The sequence below is a fragment of the Granulicella aggregans genome (genome assembly GCF_025685565.1).
GTDB lineage: Bacteria > Acidobacteriota > Terriglobia > Terriglobales > Acidobacteriaceae > Edaphobacter > Edaphobacter aggregans_B.
This window is the reverse complement of sequence record NZ_JAGSYE010000001.1, coordinates 1,406,528-1,425,157: the sequence shown is the minus strand read 5'-3', so window position 1 is coordinate 1,425,157 and position 18,630 is coordinate 1,406,528. Positions and strand designations below refer to the sequence as shown.

The window sequence follows — 18,630 nt, the reverse complement described above, 5'->3', positions numbered from 1 at the left end:
CCCTTCTTACTCGATGAACATGAATTCGTTGGTGGAGAACATCGCCTGAACGAAGTTGGAGACAGCCTTCTTGTGCGCGATGTCGGGCGTATCGGAGCGCGAGATGTAGAGAGCGGTTGCGCGTTTCAGGAACTCTTCGGAGCGGTCGAGCTCGACCCTCTGCGCGGGGCGGCCATAGATGGTCATGAAGGCTTCTTCGATCATCTTCGGATCGGCGACCTTCGCTTCAGTCCACTGCGTGGCAAGATTGTCGGAGCAGCGCCGGGGGAAGCTGGCGTTCATGAAGTAGAGCGCCTGTAGCGGAGTGAGGCTGCTGGTGCGCTGCTCGGTGCTGGCGTTGGGATCTGCACCGTCGAAGAGCGTCAGGTACGGGTGCTTCACGCTGCGCTGCACCATCATGTACACGGTGCGATGGTCGTTTTCGTACTTGGTCACGTCGGGCGCGAAGGGGTTCTGCTCCTCCCAGTTCCACTGCGATTGCGGGGGGAAGGGATGCGGCTTTGCGGGCGTTAGATCCAGCAGCTTCGCGTCGGCGAGCATGGAGTCGCGAATCTCTTCCGCGTCGAGACGGACACGGGAGTGCCGCCAGATCAGCGCGTTGTCGGGATCGATCTCGTCGTTCGCAGCTGAGTCGGCAGTGGAGAGACGATAGGCGTGCGAGAGCAGAATCTCGCGCTGAATCGTCTTGATCGACCAGCCTTTCGCGATGAACTCTGTCGCGAGGTAGTCGAGCAGCGCCTGGTTGCTGGGCGCGACACCGCGCGTGCCGAAGTTGTTGGGCGTGGGCACGATGCCACGGCCAAAGTGCCCCTGCCACAGGCGATTGACGAGGACGCGGGCGGTGAGTGGGTTGTCTTTGCTGGCGATCCAGTCGGCGAGTTGCAGGCGGCCACTGCCCTTCGTATCTGCGGGAAGAGTACCGCCGCCGAGCACCTGCAGGAAGCCGCGCGGAACTTCTTCGCCAAGATTCGTCGGATCACCGTGGAGCTGAATCTGCGCCTGCCTTGGCTGCCCTTCAGTGACGGCGTAGGCGTTCTCCGGGAACTCCGGCGCATGCGCATACAGGTTCATGCGGCGCGCTTCGAGCTGCGGAAGGATGTCGTCATACGTTCCGGGCAGCGCGAAGACCGCGTTGATCGCTCCGGCGATGGGCTTCAACTGCGCGTTGAAGTCCTTGATGTCCTGGCGGTCGGCGGACTTGGGATCGCGATAGACGAATCCGATCTGACGGCGCGATACATCGTCGCCGGGGTCGGGGAAGCTTGTGCTCTGAAGGATGCCGTAGATCGCGTAGTAGTCCGAGGTCGGGACGGGGTCGAACTTGTGGTCGTGGCAGCGGGCACAGGCGACGGTCATGCCCATGAAGGCATAGCCGATGTTGTCGACCGCGTCGTTCAGGTAAGCGCCATCGTAGCGGGAGGCGTTCGCGAGATAGCCCGTCGCGACGATGTTCGACCAGTGTTCCGGCTCGGAGTTCGACGGAAGAAGGTCGCCGGCGATCTGTTCCTTGATGAAGCGATCGTAGGGTTTGTCCTCGTTGAAGGACTGGATGACGTAGTCACGATACTTCGAGGCCTGTGCGATGGGATAGTCGCCGCCACCGCCCGAGGTGTCGGCGTAGCGGACGACATCGAGCCAGATGCGGCCCCAGCGCTCGCCATAGGCCTTCGAAGCGAGAAGGCGATCAACGAGGTGCTCATAGGCCAGTGGCGAACGGTCTGAGATGAAAGCGGAGACTTCGGCTGGGGTGGGCGGCAGGCCGGTCAGGTCGTAGGTCACGCGACGAATGAGCGTGTGCTTGTCGGCATCGGCGACGGGCTTCAGGTGCTTCTCGTCGAGCTTCACCAGTACGAAGCGGTCGATATCGTTCTTTGCCCATGCGCTCTTCACATCAGGAACGGCGGGTGCCAAGGGTGGCTTGAAAGCCCAGAAGTCTCGCTGTGCGGCGGAGACGATCTTCACTGCGGGCGTGGACGATCCCTTGGGCCAGGGCAGGCCGTCGGCGATCCAGCGATCGATTGCCGCAACCTCGTCGGGCTTGAGCGCTTTGCGCGGCGGCATCTGCAGCTTTGGGTCGCTGTAGTGGACTGCGGTTGAGAGCGTGCTCTGCTCGGGATGGCCGGGGACTACGATGTCGCCGCTCTTGCCTCCGGCGAGCACAGCCTCGCGCGAGTCGAGGCGTAGGCCGGCCTTCGCCGCGCTGGCATGGCAGCTAAAGCAGTTGTTCACCAGCACCGGGCGGACCTTGGTCTCGAAGAACTGTTCCTGCTCGGCGGTCACCAGCGGAGAACTGGCATTCAAGGCCACTGGCGTAGCTTTCGCCGACGCCGTTGGAGCGGAAGCGCTGGCGACCGGCGCTACAGTGGCAGGTGCAGGTGCAAGTGCAACGACGGGAGGTACGGGGTTGCCCTTCAACTCGCCCGGCAGAGGCTCCGCGCTCTCGGCGATCCACTTGTCGATGGTCGCGATGTCCGCCGCGGAGAGCTTGCCCTTGGGCGGCATCTGCATGTCGGGATCTTCGTAGTGGATGGTCTTGGTCAGCAGGCTCTTCTCGGGCTTGCCGAAGACGACGATCGCACCGTCCTCGCCGCCCTTCATTACATCGGCAAGAGAATCGAGGCGAAGCTGTCCGCTGTGTCCGCCCAGAACATGGCAGCCTGCGCAGTTGCGGTCGATGATGGGCTTTACGTTCTGCTGGAAGCTCTCGGCGGTTGAGGGCTTCACGGACTGCGCGATGGCCAAGGGAGACGTCGCCGCGAGGGACACAGCCAGGATCGATACCGCCGCGCGGGCACGATGGCGCGCAGAGATCTCCGGCTGGGTTCTCACTTCACGATGAGGTTGTCTCACGTACATGGACACGTCTTTCTGCCTCTGGATTGTGCTGAGAAGTCTGCTACGGCAGGGCGTTTGGGCTCCGCGATGAAGGGCGACCCTTGCCGGCAGACGACTAAATTGTGGGGTGGATTGTCGAGCGGACCGACGCGCGTCGAGGCACATCAAGCAGACCTGCTCAAGCGTTAATGAGAACAAACTACCCCGGCAAAGTCCAATCAATTGTCACGATGGGTTCATTCGTTCGCGTGATTACAGCGGTTGCCGCACGAGACGGTGAAACATGTTTTCAGACGGCTCAATCGGCCGGATAACACAATCTGAAGAAGCTTCACTTCCGGATTAAGAACGGGAACCTAATTAGGTACGCGATATCCACTGTTTTCATGGTGAAGCAACGCAAATCCCCTTGATTGACGTGGTCTTCCCATCGATACTCAGGCTTGTAGGGAAGCTGAGTTGCGAATCACAGAACACACTAGACACGCGGGCGAGAGACGGGTAGGACGAGACCACAACGTGAGCCGATACAGCCGTCAGGATGTTTTGAGGATTCTGCACCTGCATCACCACCAGCTTGCGGCATGGGAGCGGGCGGGGCTAGTTCTTCCCACCGAAACTTACAGCTTTGCCCACCTGAGCCAGTTACGGACGCTTCGCGACCTGCGCGCTACCCGATTGCCCTCGAGAACGATTCGCGCGTCCGTCACCGCGATGCAGCGCATGTCCGGGGTTGTCAATCCTCTGCTGGAATCGAGCGTAGTGCGGCACGGGTCGCGCGTCTCCTTCCGGTATGCCGGAGCTCTTCTGGATCCGGTCACGCATCAGCTCTCCTTCGACTTCGACCAGAGCATCACCGAGGTTCTGCAGGTTGCCAACGGCGGCGTGATCACACGTTCGCAACGAGCGGTGGAGGTGCAAGAGATGTTTCTGCGTGCGGTGCAGTTCGAGGAAGACGCGTCGACGCTGGATGCAGCGGCGCTGCTCTACAACGAAATTCTGCAGATGAACCCGGACCACGCACCGGCGTCGATCAATCTCGGCACGATTCACTACAATCGCCGCGACTTCGCCCGCGCTGAGGAGCTGTATCGCAACGCAACAGTCGCCGACCCGGACTACGCGCTGGCCTTCTTCGACCTGGGCAACGTGCTCGACGAGACGCTGCAGTTGGATGAAGCGATCGCTTCCTATCAACGTGCCATTGCTCTGGTGCCGCACTACGCCGACGCGCACTACAACCTGGCGCTCGCCTATGAGCGACAGGGAGAGCGCCGGCGTGCGTTGCGACACTGGTTGATGTACACCCGGCTCGATCCTGTCGGCCCGTGGGCCAGCCACGCCAAGATTCAGGCGCGAAAGATCCTCAGCAGTGAGCGGCTCTCGATTGTCAGCCGTCGCGGTCAGCCTGTGCCTATCGCAGGATAGAGCGTGGGCCTTCTACTGATGACAGGGGCGGCTTGGCCCGACCAATTCTTCGATCCAACGCAAAGGGCTTAGACTTGAGTTAGCGGCGAAAACGACGCTCTCAATGGATACGACCGAAGTACACCCCACATTACCGCCGCACTCCGCGCCTGCCTTTCCAGGAAATAGGCCGCTTCCAAAGGCCCCGTTGCCCTTTCTGGGTTTGGCATGCGCTGTCGGCGTCTCTGGGATTTACTACAACCAGCCGCTGCTGCTCGAGATGTCGCGGACCTTCCACACGACTGCTGGTCGGACCGGTTTCGTCTCGGTGGCAACGCAGGTCGGATATGCAATCGGCCTTCTCTTCTTCGTGCCGCTTGGAGATGTGCTGGAACGCCGGGCTCTGATCGTACGGATGTACGCCGCCGTGGCCGGGGCGCTGCTGTTGGTCGCGGTTGCCCCAAATCTGGCGACGCTCCTTATTGGCAGCGCCCTTCTGGGCATCTTCTGCTCGGTGACGCACATCGTGCTGCCCATCGCACCCGACCTGGTCGACGACGCGCAGCGCGGTCGCGCCATCGGCATCGTGATGACCGGTCTGTTGCTCGGTATCCTGCTGGCGCGGACGTTCTCCGGGTGGGTCAGCAATCTTGGCGGATGGCGCAGCGTCTTTATCATCGCGGCGATCGTGAATGCTGCCTTCGCTCCTCTGATCTGGCGGTTTATGCCGAAGCTGCCGCCCAAGCTGACTATCGCTTATCCCGACGCGATGCGTTCGCTGTGGACGTTGTTCCGAACGCAGCCTCTGCTGCGCGAATCCAGCGTGCTGGGCGCGTTGATCTTTGCATCCTTCAGTTGCTTTTGGACTACGCTTGCCTTCGTGCTGTTTAGTCACTACGGCCTTGGGCCGGGTATAGCCGGAAGCTTCGGACTGGTGGGCGCTGCGGGTGCTCTTGTAGCGCCGGTGGCAGGCAAGTTCGCAGATAAGCGCGGACCGCGGTGGGTCATCAGTATCGGAATTGTGGTGCTGGCTAGTTCGTACGCTCTGCTGTGGGGTTCGGAAGCTGCGAAGCTTCCATTCGCCGTACACATCGCCGCGCTGGCGGTCGGCGTCATCATCCTCGACGTGGGAGCGCAGATGATCCAGATCGCCAACCAGACGAGGATCTTCGGTCTCGACCCATCGGCTCGCAGCCGATTGAACACCGTTTATATGACGATCTACTTCAGTGGCGCTGCCGCTGGTTCCGCCCTGGCGACCGTTGCATGGGCACATTGGAAGTGGAACGGCGTCTGCGGGCTGGCGATGGGCTTCATCGCGCTGGCTACCCTTCGCCACATTACCGGTCGCCGCACTCCTGAGATGAACTGCCACAACCAAGGCGGGACGGAGATAGAGAAGGCCTGCCTGGAAGGCTGAAACGTCGTGTCGTCTGCTCAAGAATAGAGAAGGACCGCAATCAAGCGCGGGCCTTCTCTACGTCCAGGGTTGATGACAGGGAATACTGCCTAACGGAGATTAGCGATTGAGTTCCCGTACGGCATTGACGGCAGCATGAGCAGCTTGTCCGGCTGCATCCTTGACCATGCCCTTTGCCTGATCGAAGACTCCTTCGTTTGCCAGCTTATCGTTTCCTGTAGCCTCTCCGATACTCTGTTTCACCTTGCCCAGAACCTGCGTGCCGGAGCCGGAGACCCGTTGTCCCGCGCCCCAGGCTGTGGCCTTTGCGGTCGCGTCTCCGATAGCGTCTGAGGCAGTATCCAGGGCGGAACTGCGAGGGTTCGATGGAGCGTTGAAGTAGAGATAGATGGCAGCAGCGCCTGCAGCAGCACCAGCCAGTAGATAGATTGACTTATTCATGAGATCTCCCGATTTTCTGCTTGATAGACGGACCATGGAACATGATTCGAAGATCGCCTAAAGATTGCGTCTGCCCGTGACTAGCCGGATCAGCAGAGTGAGAATGACTGCGCCCAGCACGGCTACGCAGATCGTGTAGATCAGGCCGCCCTGGCCCGCATATCCCAGCGACTGCATAATGTAGCCGCCGATGACTGCGCCGACGATGCCGACGACGATGTCCATGAGAGCCCCGAAGCCGCTTCCCTTCATGAGCTTGCCGGTGATGAAGCCGGCGATCAGACCTACGATGATCCACCAAATGATGACCATAATTCCTCTTTCTCGTTCTTGGTGCGGATTTGAAATTCTTCGTTCAGACGCGGCGATACGTCTACCGCATGGCCGTTCGATGGGAATGGATAAGAGATTGCCGGAGTGGTCTACGGATCGATACCTGCAACTCACGCCGCAGATAATAAGAGGTGGCAGCCACACTTTGCGGTTGCATGGTGGACTAACAAAATCGGCAGGCTAAGCAGCGATGTTGCCGATCGGCGACTACTTCTGTACACCACCGTACACAGCGGGATCGCCAAGGCTGCCGGCCTTAGGCAGGTGCCGGATATAGAGGACCATCTGCCACATCTCCTTCTCTGAGAAGTCGCCATTTGAGGGCGGCATGCCGGAGGGATAGATGCCGTTCTTGATGACCCAGTGCAACTGGCCGTCAGTGTAGGACTGGACCTCGTCGCTTGCCAGCGAAGGCACTTGCGGGGAGATCGTTGTGGCGAACGGCACGCCGGTGTTCTGGCCGTCGAGACCGTGGCAGACCATACAGTAGGAGGTAAATGCCTGCTTGCCTTCGTCGATGCTCTCTTCCGAGGCCTTGATGGGATTAATGTCTTTCTTGCCGCCGACCGTGACGTGGTGTTTGGTCCAAATGGCGATCTTCGTTTCGACCTTTGACGGCGGCTTAGCCGCACAGCCTGCGAGTAGAGTCGGCAGCGCGATAAAAGTAATCAAGCAAACCAGTGTTTTCATCGGTACAGAACGACGCATCATCGGATTGTAAAGCTCCGTTTCTATTGCGGTGCAATTGCGGGCGGCATCAAATGGAAGAGCGAGGCACTACGTTTTGACAAAACAATCAGGATGGATTGAAACCACCGCAACCGTCGTCTCCTGCAGGTATCAGTTCGCGAAGATGAATACGTTTCGGATGGGCGTGCAGAGCGGCGAAAAATACCGCATTGCATTTGACTATGTCGCGCACGGCCAAACCTACTCCGACGAGTTTCAATCCGCAATTGCCATCCCACAGAATCAACGGATTTCGGTTCGTTATAACCCTTTGGCACCGCAACAGAACGACCGGTCTTCCGGAGGTACCAGCACGGGCCGAGCGCCCTTGTTCGCGCTCGGCATCGCTGGTTCGGTTGTCCTGTCGCTGCTATGGCTGGCAGTGCTTCGCGGCTGCAGCTAGCTACCCGATGATGTCGTGGATCACGTTGCCCGAGACGTCCGTGAGGCGGAAGTCGCGGCCGCTCGAACGGAAGGTCAGCTTGGTGTGATCGATACCCATCAGGTAAAGGATTGTCGCGTGAATATCGTGGACGTGGACTGGCTTGTCGACCACCTTCCAGCCGAAGTCGTCGGTCGCGCCGTAGGTCATGCCACCCTTGATACCTCCACCCGCGAGCCACATGCTGAAGCCATGCGGATTGTGGTCGCGTCCGGCATGGGTTCCGCCGCCGCCGAGTTCGACGACCGGGGTGCGGCCAAACTCCGAACCGCAGACGATGATGGTCTCGTCGAGCAGACCGCGAGCCTTGAGGTCCTTGATGAGCGCGGCAAAGGGCTGGTCGGAGTCCTTCGCGTTGCGGCGGTGCAACTGAATGTCGCTGTGCGCGTCCCACGGGTCGCCCATCGAGTAGTAGACCTGCACCATGCGCACGCCCTTCTCGATGAGGCGGGCTGCGGTGAGGCAGCCGCGAGCGGTTGAGCCTTCGCCGTACATCTTGATGGTGGCCTCACTCTCCTTGCGAACGTCGAAGACATCGGGAGCTTCGGTCTGCATGCGGAACGCCGTCTCCATGGAACCGATGGTCGCCTCGAGTTGCGGGTCGGCCTCGGCGGTGCCGTAGGTCTCGGACTCGCTGAGTGCGTCGAGCTTCTTGACCAGGTCGAGTTCCTTGCGCTGCTGCGTGATGTCGAACTTGTCGTTGTGGATGTTCGGGATCAGCTTGTAGGGGTCGAAGTCCTTCTGCCGCGTGTCGGTGGAAACATACGTCGCCTGGTTCACAGCAGGAAGGAAGCCGGAACTCCAGAGCGGTGGGCCAACCGTGCTGGGCACCTGCGGGCAGAGCACGACGAAGCCGGGAAGGTTCTTGTTCTCTACACCGAGGCCATAGGTGAGCCACGATCCCATCGACGGACGGCCGATGATGTTCGCGCCGGTGTTCATCATGATGAGCGCGGGCTCGTGGTTCGGGATCTCGGTGAAGACGGAGCGGACGACGCAGATGTCGTCGGCGCACTCGCCCACGTTGGGGAAGAGTTCGGAGACTTCGAGGCCGCTCTTGCCGTAACGCTTGAACTCGAAGGGCGACTTCATCAACGTGCCGGTCTTGCGCTCGTGGCCGAGGTCGCCGCCGGGCATGGGCTGCCCGTGATACTTGGTCAGCATCGGCTTGTTGTCGAAGCTGTCGATGTGCGAGAGGCCGCCGTTCATGAAGAGGAAGATGACGTGCTTCGCCTTGGGCTTGAAGTTCGGGTCCTTCAACATGTAGGCAGGCGTGGGCGTCGACTCGGTAACAGCCGCCGCGCCACCAAGGCTTTCGGCCTGCGCCAGCGACTCACCAATCATTCCGGCGAAGCTCATCATGGCGAATCCGCCGCCGATGCGGCGAAGGGCGTCTCTACGATCGATCGGTTTCGGTTTGACACACGACATGGGGAAGTCTCCTCTGTTTCGAAGTGCCTGATGAACCTGCCATCAGTCTAGCGATTTCTTCTGCTGCTTAATTCAAAAACTCAAACTCGTTCGAGCTGAACAACACACGAGAGTACTGTTTCCACGCGGTCATCGGTTCCTGCGCTACGAGGTATCCGGGCTTCTCTGGCGTGTTCTTCAGGAAGTCGAGACCGGCCTGCAGTTCTGCGGGCGTTGGTGCGCGACCGAAGAGCAGGCGATAGGCCTCGGTGATGCGCGCCGAGTCATCTCCCTTGTCGTAGACGCGCTCGGCCAACTTACCCGCCTGCGCGTAGACCCAGGCGTTGTTCATGAAGTAAAGCCGCTGGACTGGAACGTTGGTGGAGAAGCGCTGCTCCGCGGTGAATGTCGGGTTCGGGAAGTCGAATGCCTGGAGGAAGCTGTCGATGCGGAAGCGGCTGACCTTCGCGTAGACGGTGCGGCGATCGTTATCGAGGCCAAGCTCGGTCGCCGGACCGCCCGCGCCCTTCTTGTCGAGATCGCCCGCTACGAAGAGCATCGAGTCACGAAGCTGCTCGGCATCGAGACGCTGTACAGAGAAGTGCGAGTAGAAACGGTTCTGCGGATCCTTGACGTGCTCCTCGGGCGTCTCCTTGCTGCTCTGCTGATAGACGGCAGAGAGCATGATCCGACGCTGAAGCTTCTTCAGCGACATGCCATCCTTGCGGAACTGGACGGCGAGGTAATCGAGCAGTTCGGGATCAGACGGCGGATCGCCAACCTTGCCGAAGTTGTCGGCGGAGTTCACGATACCCGTGCCGAAGTGCCACTTCCATACGCGGTTGACCCAGACGCGCGAGGCGATGGGGCTGGCGACGATGTCCTCTGCCAGTTGCAGACGTCCGCTGCCCTGGGTGTAGGGCTTCTTGTCCGCAGGGCCAAGGACGGTGACGAAGCCGCGCGGAACGATGTCGCCATGCGAGTGCGGATTGCCACGCAGATCGAGCGCGATGTCGACCGCCTTGGGCTTGTCCGCCGTGCCGTGCGCGAAGGGATACTGCTCGCCGACCGACATGACGCGACCGCCGTGGCCCATCTCTTTCTGTAGCTGGGCGAAGTAAGCCTGCTGTGCCGGGCCGAGGCGCCGGACGAGATCCCAACCACGGAAGACGAAGAGGCCTGGCAGACCGCGCTCCTCGAAGATTCCCGTGCCAAGCTGGCGCAGGAAGAGGTCTTCGTAGAGGTTCGCCTTCTCGGGCGAGAGCACCTTCAGCTCCAGCGTGCAGCCAGGGCAGAATTGGTCGTAGGTGTCGAAGTCCGACGGCTTGACGTCCTTCTCACGCTCGGTCGGAACGCCGGCCTTGGCCTTAATCTTGTCGTTCTCTTCCTCGACCTTCGCGTTCTCAAGTTCGAGGTCAATAATGCGCTGCTGGAAGCTCTCAGCCAATGCCTTAGCTTGATCTTCCGTCCCACCCTGCGCGACCATCATCTGCCAGTCGATCAGGTACGGATAGTATGTCGGCTTCTTGGCGAGGAACTTCACCCAGCGGTCGAGCATCTCGGGGTCGAGCTTCGCCCCGTCCGCCGCATCCTCAACCTTCTTCTTCGGCTTGCCGGAGACCTGCCAGGCGGCGACCATGTAATCAACGGTCTGCGCGGCATAGGCCTGCGCGACCTGCTGCGACGTCTCCTTCATGTACTTGAAGGTCGCCTCGTCGAGATCGTCGGCCTTCTTGAACTTCTCCTTCCAGAAGGTCACCTCGGAGTCAGGAACGAAGTTGTACTCCTTGTAGGTGGAGCTGGCGAAGATGCCGCCGAGAGCATAGTAGTCCTTGGCGAGGATGGGGTCGTACTTGTGGTCGTGGCAGCGGGCGCATGCGACGGTGAGACCGAGCATTCCGCGCGTCACAGCGTCGATGCGCTCGTTGCGCTCGTCGGCGCGGCCCTGGATCGGCTCGGCCTGGTCCCAGATCCACGGCGCTCCGCCAAGGAAGCCGGTAGCCTTCAGGTCTTCGGCCGTCGGCTTCTTCTCCATCAGGTCGCCGGCTAGCTGCATCTTCACAAACTTGTCGTAGGTCACGTCGTCGTTGATGGCCTTGATGACCCAGTCGCGGTAGACCCATGCGCCATCGAAGGGCATATAGCCGCGACCACGCGGGTCGAGGCCGCGAATGTCGTCGTCGCCATAACGAGCGACATCGAGCCAGTGACGGCCCCATCGCTCGCCGTACGCAGGCGAGGCGAGCAGACGGTCGACCACCTTGGCGAAGGCGTCGGGCGAGCCATCCTTCTCAAAGTCGGCGATCTCTTCAGGCGTCGGCGGCAGGCCGGTGAGGTCGAGTGTCGCGCGGCGGATCAGCGTGCGCTTGTCCGCCATCGGAGCTGGCTTCAGACCCTTCTCTTCAAGCTTAGCGAGAACGAAGTGATCGATGTCAGTCTTTGCCCATGACTTCATCGCCGGATCTTTAATCGGCGGAACCGGGTAGTCCTTCAGCGGCACGAACGACCACCACTTCCGCATGTCGTCGGTGATCTGCTTGCCCGCAACGCGAATCGGCGCGGTGGACTTCGGCCACGGGGCACCCATCTTCACCCAGTCTGAGAGCGTGGCGATGTCGGCCTCCGACATCTTCGGTGCCTTCTTTGGCATCTTCAATTCGCCAGACTGGTGCACGGCGATGAGCAGAAGACTCTTGTCCGGATCGCCCACAACGATGCCCGGGCCAGTGTCGCCGCCCTTGAGCAAGCCCTCGCGCGTTGCGAGACTGAGGCCGCCGGCTTCGCGATCGACGTGGCAGCTGTTGCACTGCGCGGCAAAGATGGGGCGGACCTTGTTCTCGAAGTAGTCATCGCCGGGAGAGCCCTTCGCCTGGGCTGCGGTCAGCAGCGCCACGACCGGCTTGGTTGGTTCAGCGGAGTCCCACACGCCACCGCGCTTGACCCATTCCGTAAGATCTGCAATCTCGCTGTCGGTCAGCTTCGGCCCCTTGGGCGGCATCTTCAGGTCGCCGGTCTGGCGGACAGCTTCAATCAGTTTGCTCTTCTCAGGCTCGCCGGGAACGATCGCGGGGCCGGAGTCGCCGCCCTTTAGCACTGCCTCATGCGAGTCGAGACGCAGGCCGCCGGCCATCTCCGTCGTGTGGCAGGTGTAGCAGCTCTGCGCAAAGATGGGACGGACCTTCTGGGTGAAGAACTGGGTGTTGTCTTCTTCAGAGGGCGTCGGAGCAGCAACCGCCGCAACAGATTTCTCTTGTCCATGCACGGACAGGATGACGCCAGCACTCAGACCGAGCGTCGCGAGCGTACAGGCAGCAAGGATAGGGTTCGGAATCCACTGAGTTCTCATACAGCCTCTTCTTCTCCGCCTACCGCAGATTCATCCAGGGCCTGATCGTCATGACGATTGCCGCGCGAGAAACGTTCCACGTAATCGACGAGATCGAGGAACTCCTGGCCATTCTTCTTGAGGCTCATACCGGCCTCGTTGCCGGGCAGCTTCATGTCGAGCGCGACCTTCGAGCCGCAATGATCTTCGTGGCTGGTGCGCGCCAGCACGATCAGCCGCGTGCCCAGATAGAGTGCCTCAGCCGTGTTGTGCGTTACGAAGACGATGGTCGGCTTCGACTCATTCCAGACTGACTTAAGTAATCTCTGTAGGCTGGCGCGGGTGGCCGGATCGAGCGCACTGAAGGCCTCGTCCATCAGCAGGACGCGGTTCTTCATCATCAGCGCCTGCGCGATGGCGACGCGCTGCTGCATGCCGCCCGAAAGCTGGTGTGGATACTTGCCGGCGTCGGTAGGCCGGAGACCCATGTGTTCAAGCTGTCGCATCGCCTCTTCGCGGACCTGCCTGCGGAAGCTGCGGAAGCCCGGAAGCATCCTGCCGAGGATGTGATACTTCGAGGTCTCCGGGCCCATGGTCAGGTTGTCGAGGACGGTGCGGTCAGGAAAGAGCGAGTACTTCTGCGGGACGTAGCCGGAGCGCGCATCGACACGCTCGACAGCCTTGCCTGAGACATCGATCTTTCCGGAAGTTGGCCGCTCCTGGCCGAGGATCATGCGCAGCAGCGTGCTCTTGCCGCAGCCGGTCTCGCCCAACAGAACAACGAACTCGCCGTCCTCGATCTCAAGCGAGATATTCTCAAGCACGGTGCGCTGCTTCTTCTTGGCCAGTGGATAGCACATCGAAACACCGTCGACGTGGATCGAGGTGGTTGCGCGCGAGGGCATCGGGATCACGGCAGCGGTCTCGTTATCAACCTTCACAGGAGCGCTCACGCCTGAAACCATGGATGCATCCTCCTGTTCAGAACTCGCAGCGAAAGGTCGATGGCAAAGAGCAGAAACGCGACCCACAAGACGTAGGGCAGGATCACGTCCATGCCCATGTGGCGGCGCATGATGGCGATGCGATAGGCGAGGCCGTCAGAGGCTGCGATCATCTCGCCCGCGAAGAGAAAGAGCATCATCGGCTTCAGGTTGAGGCGCAGGCTGTTGATGACCTGCGGAAGCACCTGGCGGAAGACCACGCGGTAGGCGACATCGAAGTTGTTCGCGTCCAAGGTGAAGGCCTTAACTATCTGTTCTTGAGGTACAGCCTTAACCATCTGCGTGACGTCAAGGATCATCGTGGGTGCGACGCCTATGACGATCAGCGCGATCTTCGACCACTCGTCGATCCCGAAGACGATAAACAGAATCGGCAGCAGCGAGAGCGCCACGATCTTGTCGAAGAAGAGGACGAAGCGCAGGAAGCCCGCGCCGAACCACGGGAACAGACCGATGTGCAGCGCGAGGACTACGGCAGGAATCAGCAGCGCAAGGCTGATGAGGAAACGGCGGCCGCTTGAGACGGTGTCCTTCACGATCATGGAGTGCTTGAAGCGCTCCCACTTCGAGGCGTCGTCTGCGGGGATGTAGTCGTCTTCCTCGGCAGGCTCGAAGACCGATGCGTGAATGCCATTTGCGAGCTGCGTGGCATTGGGCGTGACGCGGTCTTCGGGGTTCTCCTTATGCCGGTTGATCGAGGTCTGCATGTAGAGGCCGATGCAGATTACGAACAACAAGCACGACAGCGCCTGGGTCAGCAGCCGGTTAGGCCGCGCCTGGATGTCGAAAGGAGATAAATAAGCCATATCTACAGCTTCCCCTGTTGGGCTGCCTGCATGTAGGTTGCGTTGAAACGGAGACGGACGCGGTCCTTTTTACCCTGGATCGTGCCGTCTGGATAGAGGATCGCCACCTCGTCGGCGGACTTGATTCCCTGCCCCAGCAATCCGTGGGCGAAACAGAACTGCCGGACGAGGTCCATCTTCTGCTTGATCTGCGGACTGGTCGTGAAATCGGCTGCCGATTTGGGCGTAGCGAAGAGCGACGTGGTCTTCAGCTGCTCTTTGTACGATTCAACCGAGTCGCCGGACGCACCAGCGGAGTATTTGATCGCATTCGCCTGTCCTGCCGCGAGCTGGGCAACCGTCTCGTACCACGCGCCACTGACTGCCTTGGCGAACTTCTGGCCCGAGCCGTCAGGACGGTTCAGCACCTCGGTGCGGACGACGAGGAGGTCGAGGATCTCACCCGGGATCTTCGAGGAATCGAAGATCGAATGCACGCTCTTGTCGGCAAGGATCTGCGAGACCAGAGGCTTCCAGGTCACCACGACCGGGTTCGACTTGTTGTTCATGAACGCGGCGACGATGTCCGAGTCCGACGTGTTGATCAGCTTCAGCTTCCCGAGGTTCGCCTGCTGGCCGTTCAGCACCATGCCGCGCTCCAACAGGTACTCGGAGACGGTCTTCTGGACGAGCATGATCTTCTGGCCGGGGAGCTTGTCGAAGGTGAGACCGTTACGGACGATGATGGCGTCATTGCCGTTCGAGTAGTCGCCGACGATGATCGCGGTCGAGTCCACGCCAGCCGCTGCGGGAAGGTCGAAGGCCTCCATGTTGGTCATGGTGCAGGCGTCGATGTTCTTGGCGACAAAGGCGTCGAGCGAGGCGGCGTAGTCGAACCGCTGCACCTTGATCGCGATGCCGTACTTGTCCGCCCACTTCTTCAGAATGCCGGACTTCTGCATGTAGAAGTAGGGGTTCCATCCTGCGTAGACTGACCAGCCCACAGTGAACGTGGGCACATCGGCCTTGGCCTGCGAAGAGACGCAGGTGGCAAGGAGTAGAAAAGCTGCTGCGGCATACACGAAACTACGCGATTTCGTCGCTCTCATTGGCTCCCAAACTGCTCTGTCTAAGTCGTTGATCCGGTTGATACGTGAACCCGTGGTTGGCACGTGTGTAGCTCTGGACGGCGGTCAGACTGGAGGCCCGTATTGAAGGCCGGTCAATGACACCTACGGATACGTCCAAGTTTAGGCCTCGTGTGTGTAAGGGGGGTTGCGTATGGAATGAACGAATTCTGACTATAGAGAATCGTTATAGGACGCACTGCCTACGGGAAAAGGCTGAGTTTTCGCGGCATCTCGATGCCCAGGTGCTCGTAGGCCAGCCGGGTTGCGACACGTCCGCGCGGGGTGCGGTCGAGGAAGCCGATCTGGATCAGGAATGGCTCGTAGACCTCTTCGAGCGCGTCCTGCTCCTCTGCCAGCGCCGCCGCCAGCGTATTCAGGCCAACCGGGCCTCCGTCGTACTTTTCGATGATCGTCCGCAGCAGCCGGCGGTCGAGTTCATCGAAGCCGTGGGCGTCGACCTCCAGCATCTCGAGCGCAGCCTGGGCCGTTGGCCGGTCGATCCGTCCCTCAGCCCGAACCTGGGCGTAGTCGCGAACCCGCCGCAGCAGGCGGTTGGCGATGCGCGGTGTTCCCCGCGAACGCATGGCGATCTCCGCCGCTCCGTCCTGGTCGATGGGGATGCCCATCACCTCGGCCGAGCGGGTTACGACGAAGCGCAGCTCGTCGTCGGTGTAGAACTCCAGCCGCAGCAGGATGCCGAAGCGCGACCGCAGCGGCGAGCTCAACATGCCCGGCCGAGTGGTCGCCGCGACGAAGGTAAATGGTTTGATCTCCATCACATGCGTGCGTGCCGAAGGCCCTTGTCCGATGATGATGTCGAGCTTGTAGTCTTCGAGCGCGGTGTACAGCTTCTCTTCGAGAACTGCCTGAAGGCGGTGAATTTCGTCGAGGAAGAGGACTTGTTTTTCGCGCAGGTTGGTCAGGATCGCGGTCAGGTCGCCCTGAATCTGCAGCGCCGGGCCGGATGTCTGCTGGTAGCCGACACCAAGCTCGTTGGCAATGATCGTCGCCAGTGTCGTTTTGCCCAGGCCGGGAGGCCCGAAGAGCAACACGTGGTCCAGGGCCTCGCCGCGCGACTTTGCCGCCTCCAGTGCAATCGCAAGTTGTTCTTTTGCCTTGCTTTGCCCGATGAACTCCGCCAGTCGCGTGGGCCGCAGCTTTAGCTCGAAAGCTGCGTCATCATCGACCTTGCCTGCTGAAACGAGGCGCTCCGCTTCGCTGCTGCCGTGGTTCAGGTCGGACCGCTTGCCGCTGGCCTTCGGATTGAACTTGGGAATGTTCACTGGGGCGATGGTAAGGCGAAGAAGGGTGTCGATGCAATCGAAGCGTTCCGCCGGACTCGATCTTGATCCACTACAAGCGGCCCTAGACCGCCTGGAGCTCGCCCGCCTCGGATCGCATAGCGACCTCTCTTGAAACTCCCAGTGGCCGCTGCATCATGGACATATCGATCCAGTTGCCTAACTTGAAGCCAGCCTCCGGAATGGTGCCTACGCGGGCGAATCCCTGCGAGGTGTGGAGGGCCACGGAAGCCGGATTGTCTCCGCAGATGCAGGCGACCAGGCGATGGCAGCCGGCGTTCTCGCAAGCCGCGATCAATGCTTTGAGCAGCTTGCGGCCCACGCCATATCCGATGCAGTCGGCACGGACGTAGATCGAGTCTTCCACCGTGAAGCGGTATCCTTCGCGCGGGCGGAACTGCGAGGCGTAGCAATAGCCGACCACATAGCCCTCCAGCTCCGCGACGAGATACGGGAGGCCTCGATCGAGGACCGACTGCCGCCGCCGCTGCATCTCGGAGACATCGGGCGGAGTGACCTCAAGAGTATTCGTCGTCGTTAGCACAAAGCGTTCGTAGATGGCCGTTACGGCGACCATATCGTTCGCGGTAGCGCTCCGTATCTCGCAGGGAAGCATCGTTCAAGAGTAAGGGAAAGCAGAGAAAGAAGCCGTAAAGGTTGCGATCTAAGGTTTGAGCTCGAACAGCACCGCGCCATGTGGTGGAATGGTCGCCGAGACGCTGTCCGAGGTCGCTGTCGACGACTTCGTCCATAACTCCGTCGATCTGTAAGCCTTTCCCGTCAGCCCGTAGTGGGCAAAGGGCTGCTTGATTTCGGTTGAGGCATCGCCTCGGTTGAAGATTGCCAGATACTGCGCTCCCGCTGCTCCCTTTGAGGTCCACGCGACGACATCGCCGTCAGTCGCCGCAAGGTGCTGGTCCTGCCCGTGCTGATCCATCGCGATCACCTCGGGATTCGTCAACAGCGAGGCGGTCCAGTCGTCCAGCTTCGTCAGGTTGCCGCCAAAGAAGAGCGGCTCGCGGGCGATGCACCAGAGCGTAATCAGCGTCCTCTGTTCGTCGTGGGTCAGGCGGGTCTCACGAGGCTCGCCCCAGCCCGGGATCGGACCGAGCGTCCCCAGCGGAAGCATGTCGGCATCGGGCCAGTTGCCCGGCTTCACGTACTTCGTCCAGCTATCGATCACGTCAAACTGCGCTTTGATGGGCTGCGGGAACAGATCTTTATCCTGCGGGGCGGTCCAACGGTCCCAGACATCGTTCGAGATGCGCCATAGCTGGGCCTTCTCCCCAAAAGCAACAGCGTTCTCAAGCGGGGCGGGCCCGGGCGAGAGGCTCAGGACGATCGGGCGGCCAGTCTTCACGATCGCTTTATGGATCATCGCGATCTCGTCGGCTTTGTACGGATGCGAGGCGATGCAGTCGACTTTGACGTAGTCGACGCCCCAGGCCGCGTACTGCTTGAACATGGAGTCATACCAGGCCTGTCCGGCAGCGTTATTCTTGACGCCGAAGTTGTCCGGATTCCACGGGCAGGTGTCGCTGGTATCCGCCAAATCGCTGGCCCGGTAACCGCTACCTGCAACCGGCAGGTTCGCCTTCACCGCTCCCTTGGGAACGCCACGAATGATGTGGATGCCGAACTTCAGCCCCTTGGCGTGGACGAACTTCGCCAGCGGAGCGAAGCCCGCGTCGCCCTGCGCCGTGGCGAACCGGTTCGGCGAGGGCTGGTAGCGTCCACTCGCGTCCATGCGGTACGCGAGCGTATCGGGGTGCTTGTCTGCGGCCTCGGGATTGCCGAGATACCAGCCTTCGTCGACGACGGCATAGCTGTATCCGGCAGGCTTCAACCGCGCCGCTTCCACCTCGACGTTCGCCTTGAACTGTTCTTCGGTAATCGTCAGCCCATAGGAGTCCCAGCTGTTCCAGCCCATCGGCGGAGTCGGAGCCAGAACACCCTTCTGCGCGACGAGCGGCAAAGCGGAGATCAGAGACAAGGCTGCGACAGAGAGAGAACGGCGGAACAGGCAGGGCTTCGACATGCGGATAACGATATCCCGCCGCTCGAGTAA

The 18,630-nt window shown here is 60.7% G+C and carries 15 protein-coding genes; 3 read left to right on the top strand and 12 right to left on the bottom strand.

All coding sequences use genetic code 11. The features are described 5' to 3' along the window. Window positions 1-6: 6 nt before the first annotated feature. A complete protein-coding gene (locus tag OHL18_RS05730) occupies window positions 7-2,856 on the bottom strand; it encodes a PSD1 and planctomycete cytochrome C domain-containing protein (RefSeq protein WP_263373863.1) in 2,850 nt (949 codons plus the stop codon). Window positions 2,857-3,354: 498 nt separating this feature from the next. Here OHL18_RS05730 and OHL18_RS05725 point away from each other — a divergent pair, with 498 nt between their 5' ends. Further along, a complete protein-coding gene (locus OHL18_RS05725; protein WP_263373862.1) occupies window positions 3,355-4,263 on the top strand; it encodes a tetratricopeptide repeat protein in 909 nt (302 codons plus the stop codon). A gap of 187 nt (window positions 4,264-4,450) precedes the next feature. Then, window positions 4,451-5,662, top strand: a complete 1,212-nt coding sequence (locus OHL18_RS05720; RefSeq protein ID WP_263373861.1) for an MFS transporter — start codon at window positions 4,451-4,453, stop codon at window positions 5,660-5,662. A gap of 99 nt (window positions 5,663-5,761) precedes the next feature. On the opposite strand, the gene OHL18_RS05715 is transcribed toward OHL18_RS05720, so the two are convergent. The 3 genes from OHL18_RS05715 to OHL18_RS05705 all read right to left on the bottom strand — a co-directional run bounded on the left by OHL18_RS05715 (window position 5,762) and on the right by OHL18_RS05705 (window position 7,108). Further along, on the bottom strand, window positions 5,762-6,103 hold the full coding sequence (locus OHL18_RS05715) for a CsbD family protein (protein ID WP_263373860.1): 342 nt from the start codon (window positions 6,101-6,103) through the stop codon (window positions 5,762-5,764). Window positions 6,104-6,160: 57 nt separating this feature from the next. Next, a complete protein-coding gene (locus tag OHL18_RS05710) occupies window positions 6,161-6,415 on the bottom strand; it encodes a GlsB/YeaQ/YmgE family stress response membrane protein (RefSeq protein WP_263373859.1) in 255 nt (84 codons plus the stop codon). 228 nt (window positions 6,416-6,643) lie between these two features. Next, the gene (locus tag OHL18_RS05705) at window positions 6,644-7,108 is read right to left on the bottom strand and encodes a c-type cytochrome (RefSeq protein WP_263373858.1); all 465 of its coding nucleotides are present in this window, start codon (window positions 7,106-7,108) and stop codon (window positions 6,644-6,646) included. Window positions 7,109-7,220: 112 nt separating this feature from the next. Between OHL18_RS05705 and OHL18_RS05700 the strand changes: the two genes are divergently transcribed. Beyond that, window positions 7,221-7,568: a DUF3592 domain-containing protein gene (locus tag OHL18_RS05700; RefSeq protein ID WP_263373857.1), complete on the top strand. Its 348-nt coding sequence runs from the start codon at window positions 7,221-7,223 to the stop codon at window positions 7,566-7,568. Here OHL18_RS05700 and OHL18_RS05695 read toward each other — a convergent pair whose 3' ends face one another. The 8 genes from OHL18_RS05695 to OHL18_RS05660 form a co-directional block, all read right to left on the bottom strand. Beyond that, entirely contained in the window at window positions 7,569-9,038 is a 1,470-nt protein-coding gene (locus OHL18_RS05695) for a DUF1501 domain-containing protein (protein WP_263373856.1), read from the bottom strand. 67 nt (window positions 9,039-9,105) lie between these two features. Continuing rightward, window positions 9,106-12,363: a PSD1 and planctomycete cytochrome C domain-containing protein gene (locus OHL18_RS05690; RefSeq protein WP_263373855.1), complete on the bottom strand. Its 3,258-nt coding sequence runs from the start codon at window positions 12,361-12,363 to the stop codon at window positions 9,106-9,108. Next, the gene (locus tag OHL18_RS05685) at window positions 12,360-13,307 is read right to left on the bottom strand and encodes an ABC transporter ATP-binding protein (RefSeq protein ID WP_263373854.1); all 948 of its coding nucleotides are present in this window, start codon (window positions 13,305-13,307) and stop codon (window positions 12,360-12,362) included. Before OHL18_RS05685 ends, OHL18_RS05690 begins: the two co-directional genes overlap by 4 nt. Then, a complete protein-coding gene (locus OHL18_RS05680; protein ID WP_263373853.1) occupies window positions 13,292-14,152 on the bottom strand; it encodes an ABC transporter permease in 861 nt (286 codons plus the stop codon). The genes OHL18_RS05685 and OHL18_RS05680 overlap by 16 nt, the downstream gene beginning before the upstream one ends. A gap of 2 nt (window positions 14,153-14,154) precedes the next feature. Beyond that, window positions 14,155-15,240, bottom strand: a complete 1,086-nt coding sequence (locus OHL18_RS05675; RefSeq protein ID WP_263373852.1) for a putative urea ABC transporter substrate-binding protein — start codon at window positions 15,238-15,240, stop codon at window positions 14,155-14,157. A gap of 221 nt (window positions 15,241-15,461) precedes the next feature. Continuing rightward, window positions 15,462-16,496 (bottom strand): Holliday junction branch migration DNA helicase RuvB, encoded by a 1,035-nt coding sequence (gene ruvB, locus OHL18_RS05670; RefSeq protein WP_263374598.1) that lies wholly within the window; start codon window positions 16,494-16,496, stop codon window positions 15,462-15,464. A gap of 130 nt (window positions 16,497-16,626) precedes the next feature. Then, complete coding sequence (locus tag OHL18_RS05665; RefSeq protein WP_263373851.1) at window positions 16,627-17,178, bottom strand: GNAT family N-acetyltransferase; 552 nt, start codon at window positions 17,176-17,178, stop codon at window positions 16,627-16,629. Between the two features lie 48 nt (window positions 17,179-17,226). After that, window positions 17,227-18,600 (bottom strand): glycoside hydrolase family 27 protein, encoded by a 1,374-nt coding sequence (locus tag OHL18_RS05660; protein WP_263373850.1) that lies wholly within the window; start codon window positions 18,598-18,600, stop codon window positions 17,227-17,229. Between the last annotated feature and the right edge of the window lie 30 nt (window positions 18,601-18,630).

Excerpts from the sequence above, each read along its gene's own strand:
- OHL18_RS05680 (WP_263373853.1), bottom strand. The coding sequence starts at position 14,152 with ATGGCTTATTTATCTCCTTTCGACATCCAGGCGCGGCCTAACCGGCTG.
- OHL18_RS05730 (WP_263373863.1), bottom strand. The coding sequence starts at position 2,856 with ATGTACGTGAGACAACCTCATCGTGAAGTGAGAACCCAGCCGGAGATC.
- OHL18_RS05660 (WP_263373850.1), bottom strand. The coding sequence starts at position 18,600 with ATGTCGAAGCCCTGCCTGTTCCGCCGTTCTCTCTCTGTCGCAGCCTTG.
- OHL18_RS05710 (WP_263373859.1), bottom strand. The coding sequence starts at position 6,415 with ATGGTCATCATTTGGTGGATCATCGTAGGTCTGATCGCCGGCTTCATC.
- OHL18_RS05695 (WP_263373856.1), bottom strand. The coding sequence starts at position 9,038 with ATGTCGTGTGTCAAACCGAAACCGATCGATCGTAGAGACGCCCTTCGC.
- OHL18_RS05675 (WP_263373852.1), bottom strand. The coding sequence starts at position 15,240 with ATGAGAGCGACGAAATCGCGTAGTTTCGTGTATGCCGCAGCAGCTTTT.
- OHL18_RS05715 (WP_263373860.1), bottom strand. The coding sequence starts at position 6,103 with ATGAATAAGTCAATCTATCTACTGGCTGGTGCTGCTGCAGGCGCTGCT.
- OHL18_RS05690 (WP_263373855.1), bottom strand. The coding sequence starts at position 12,363 with ATGAGAACTCAGTGGATTCCGAACCCTATCCTTGCTGCCTGTACGCTC.
- OHL18_RS05685 (WP_263373854.1), bottom strand. The coding sequence starts at position 13,307 with ATGGTTTCAGGCGTGAGCGCTCCTGTGAAGGTTGATAACGAGACCGCT.
- OHL18_RS05665 (WP_263373851.1), bottom strand. The coding sequence starts at position 17,178 with ATGCTTCCCTGCGAGATACGGAGCGCTACCGCGAACGATATGGTCGCC.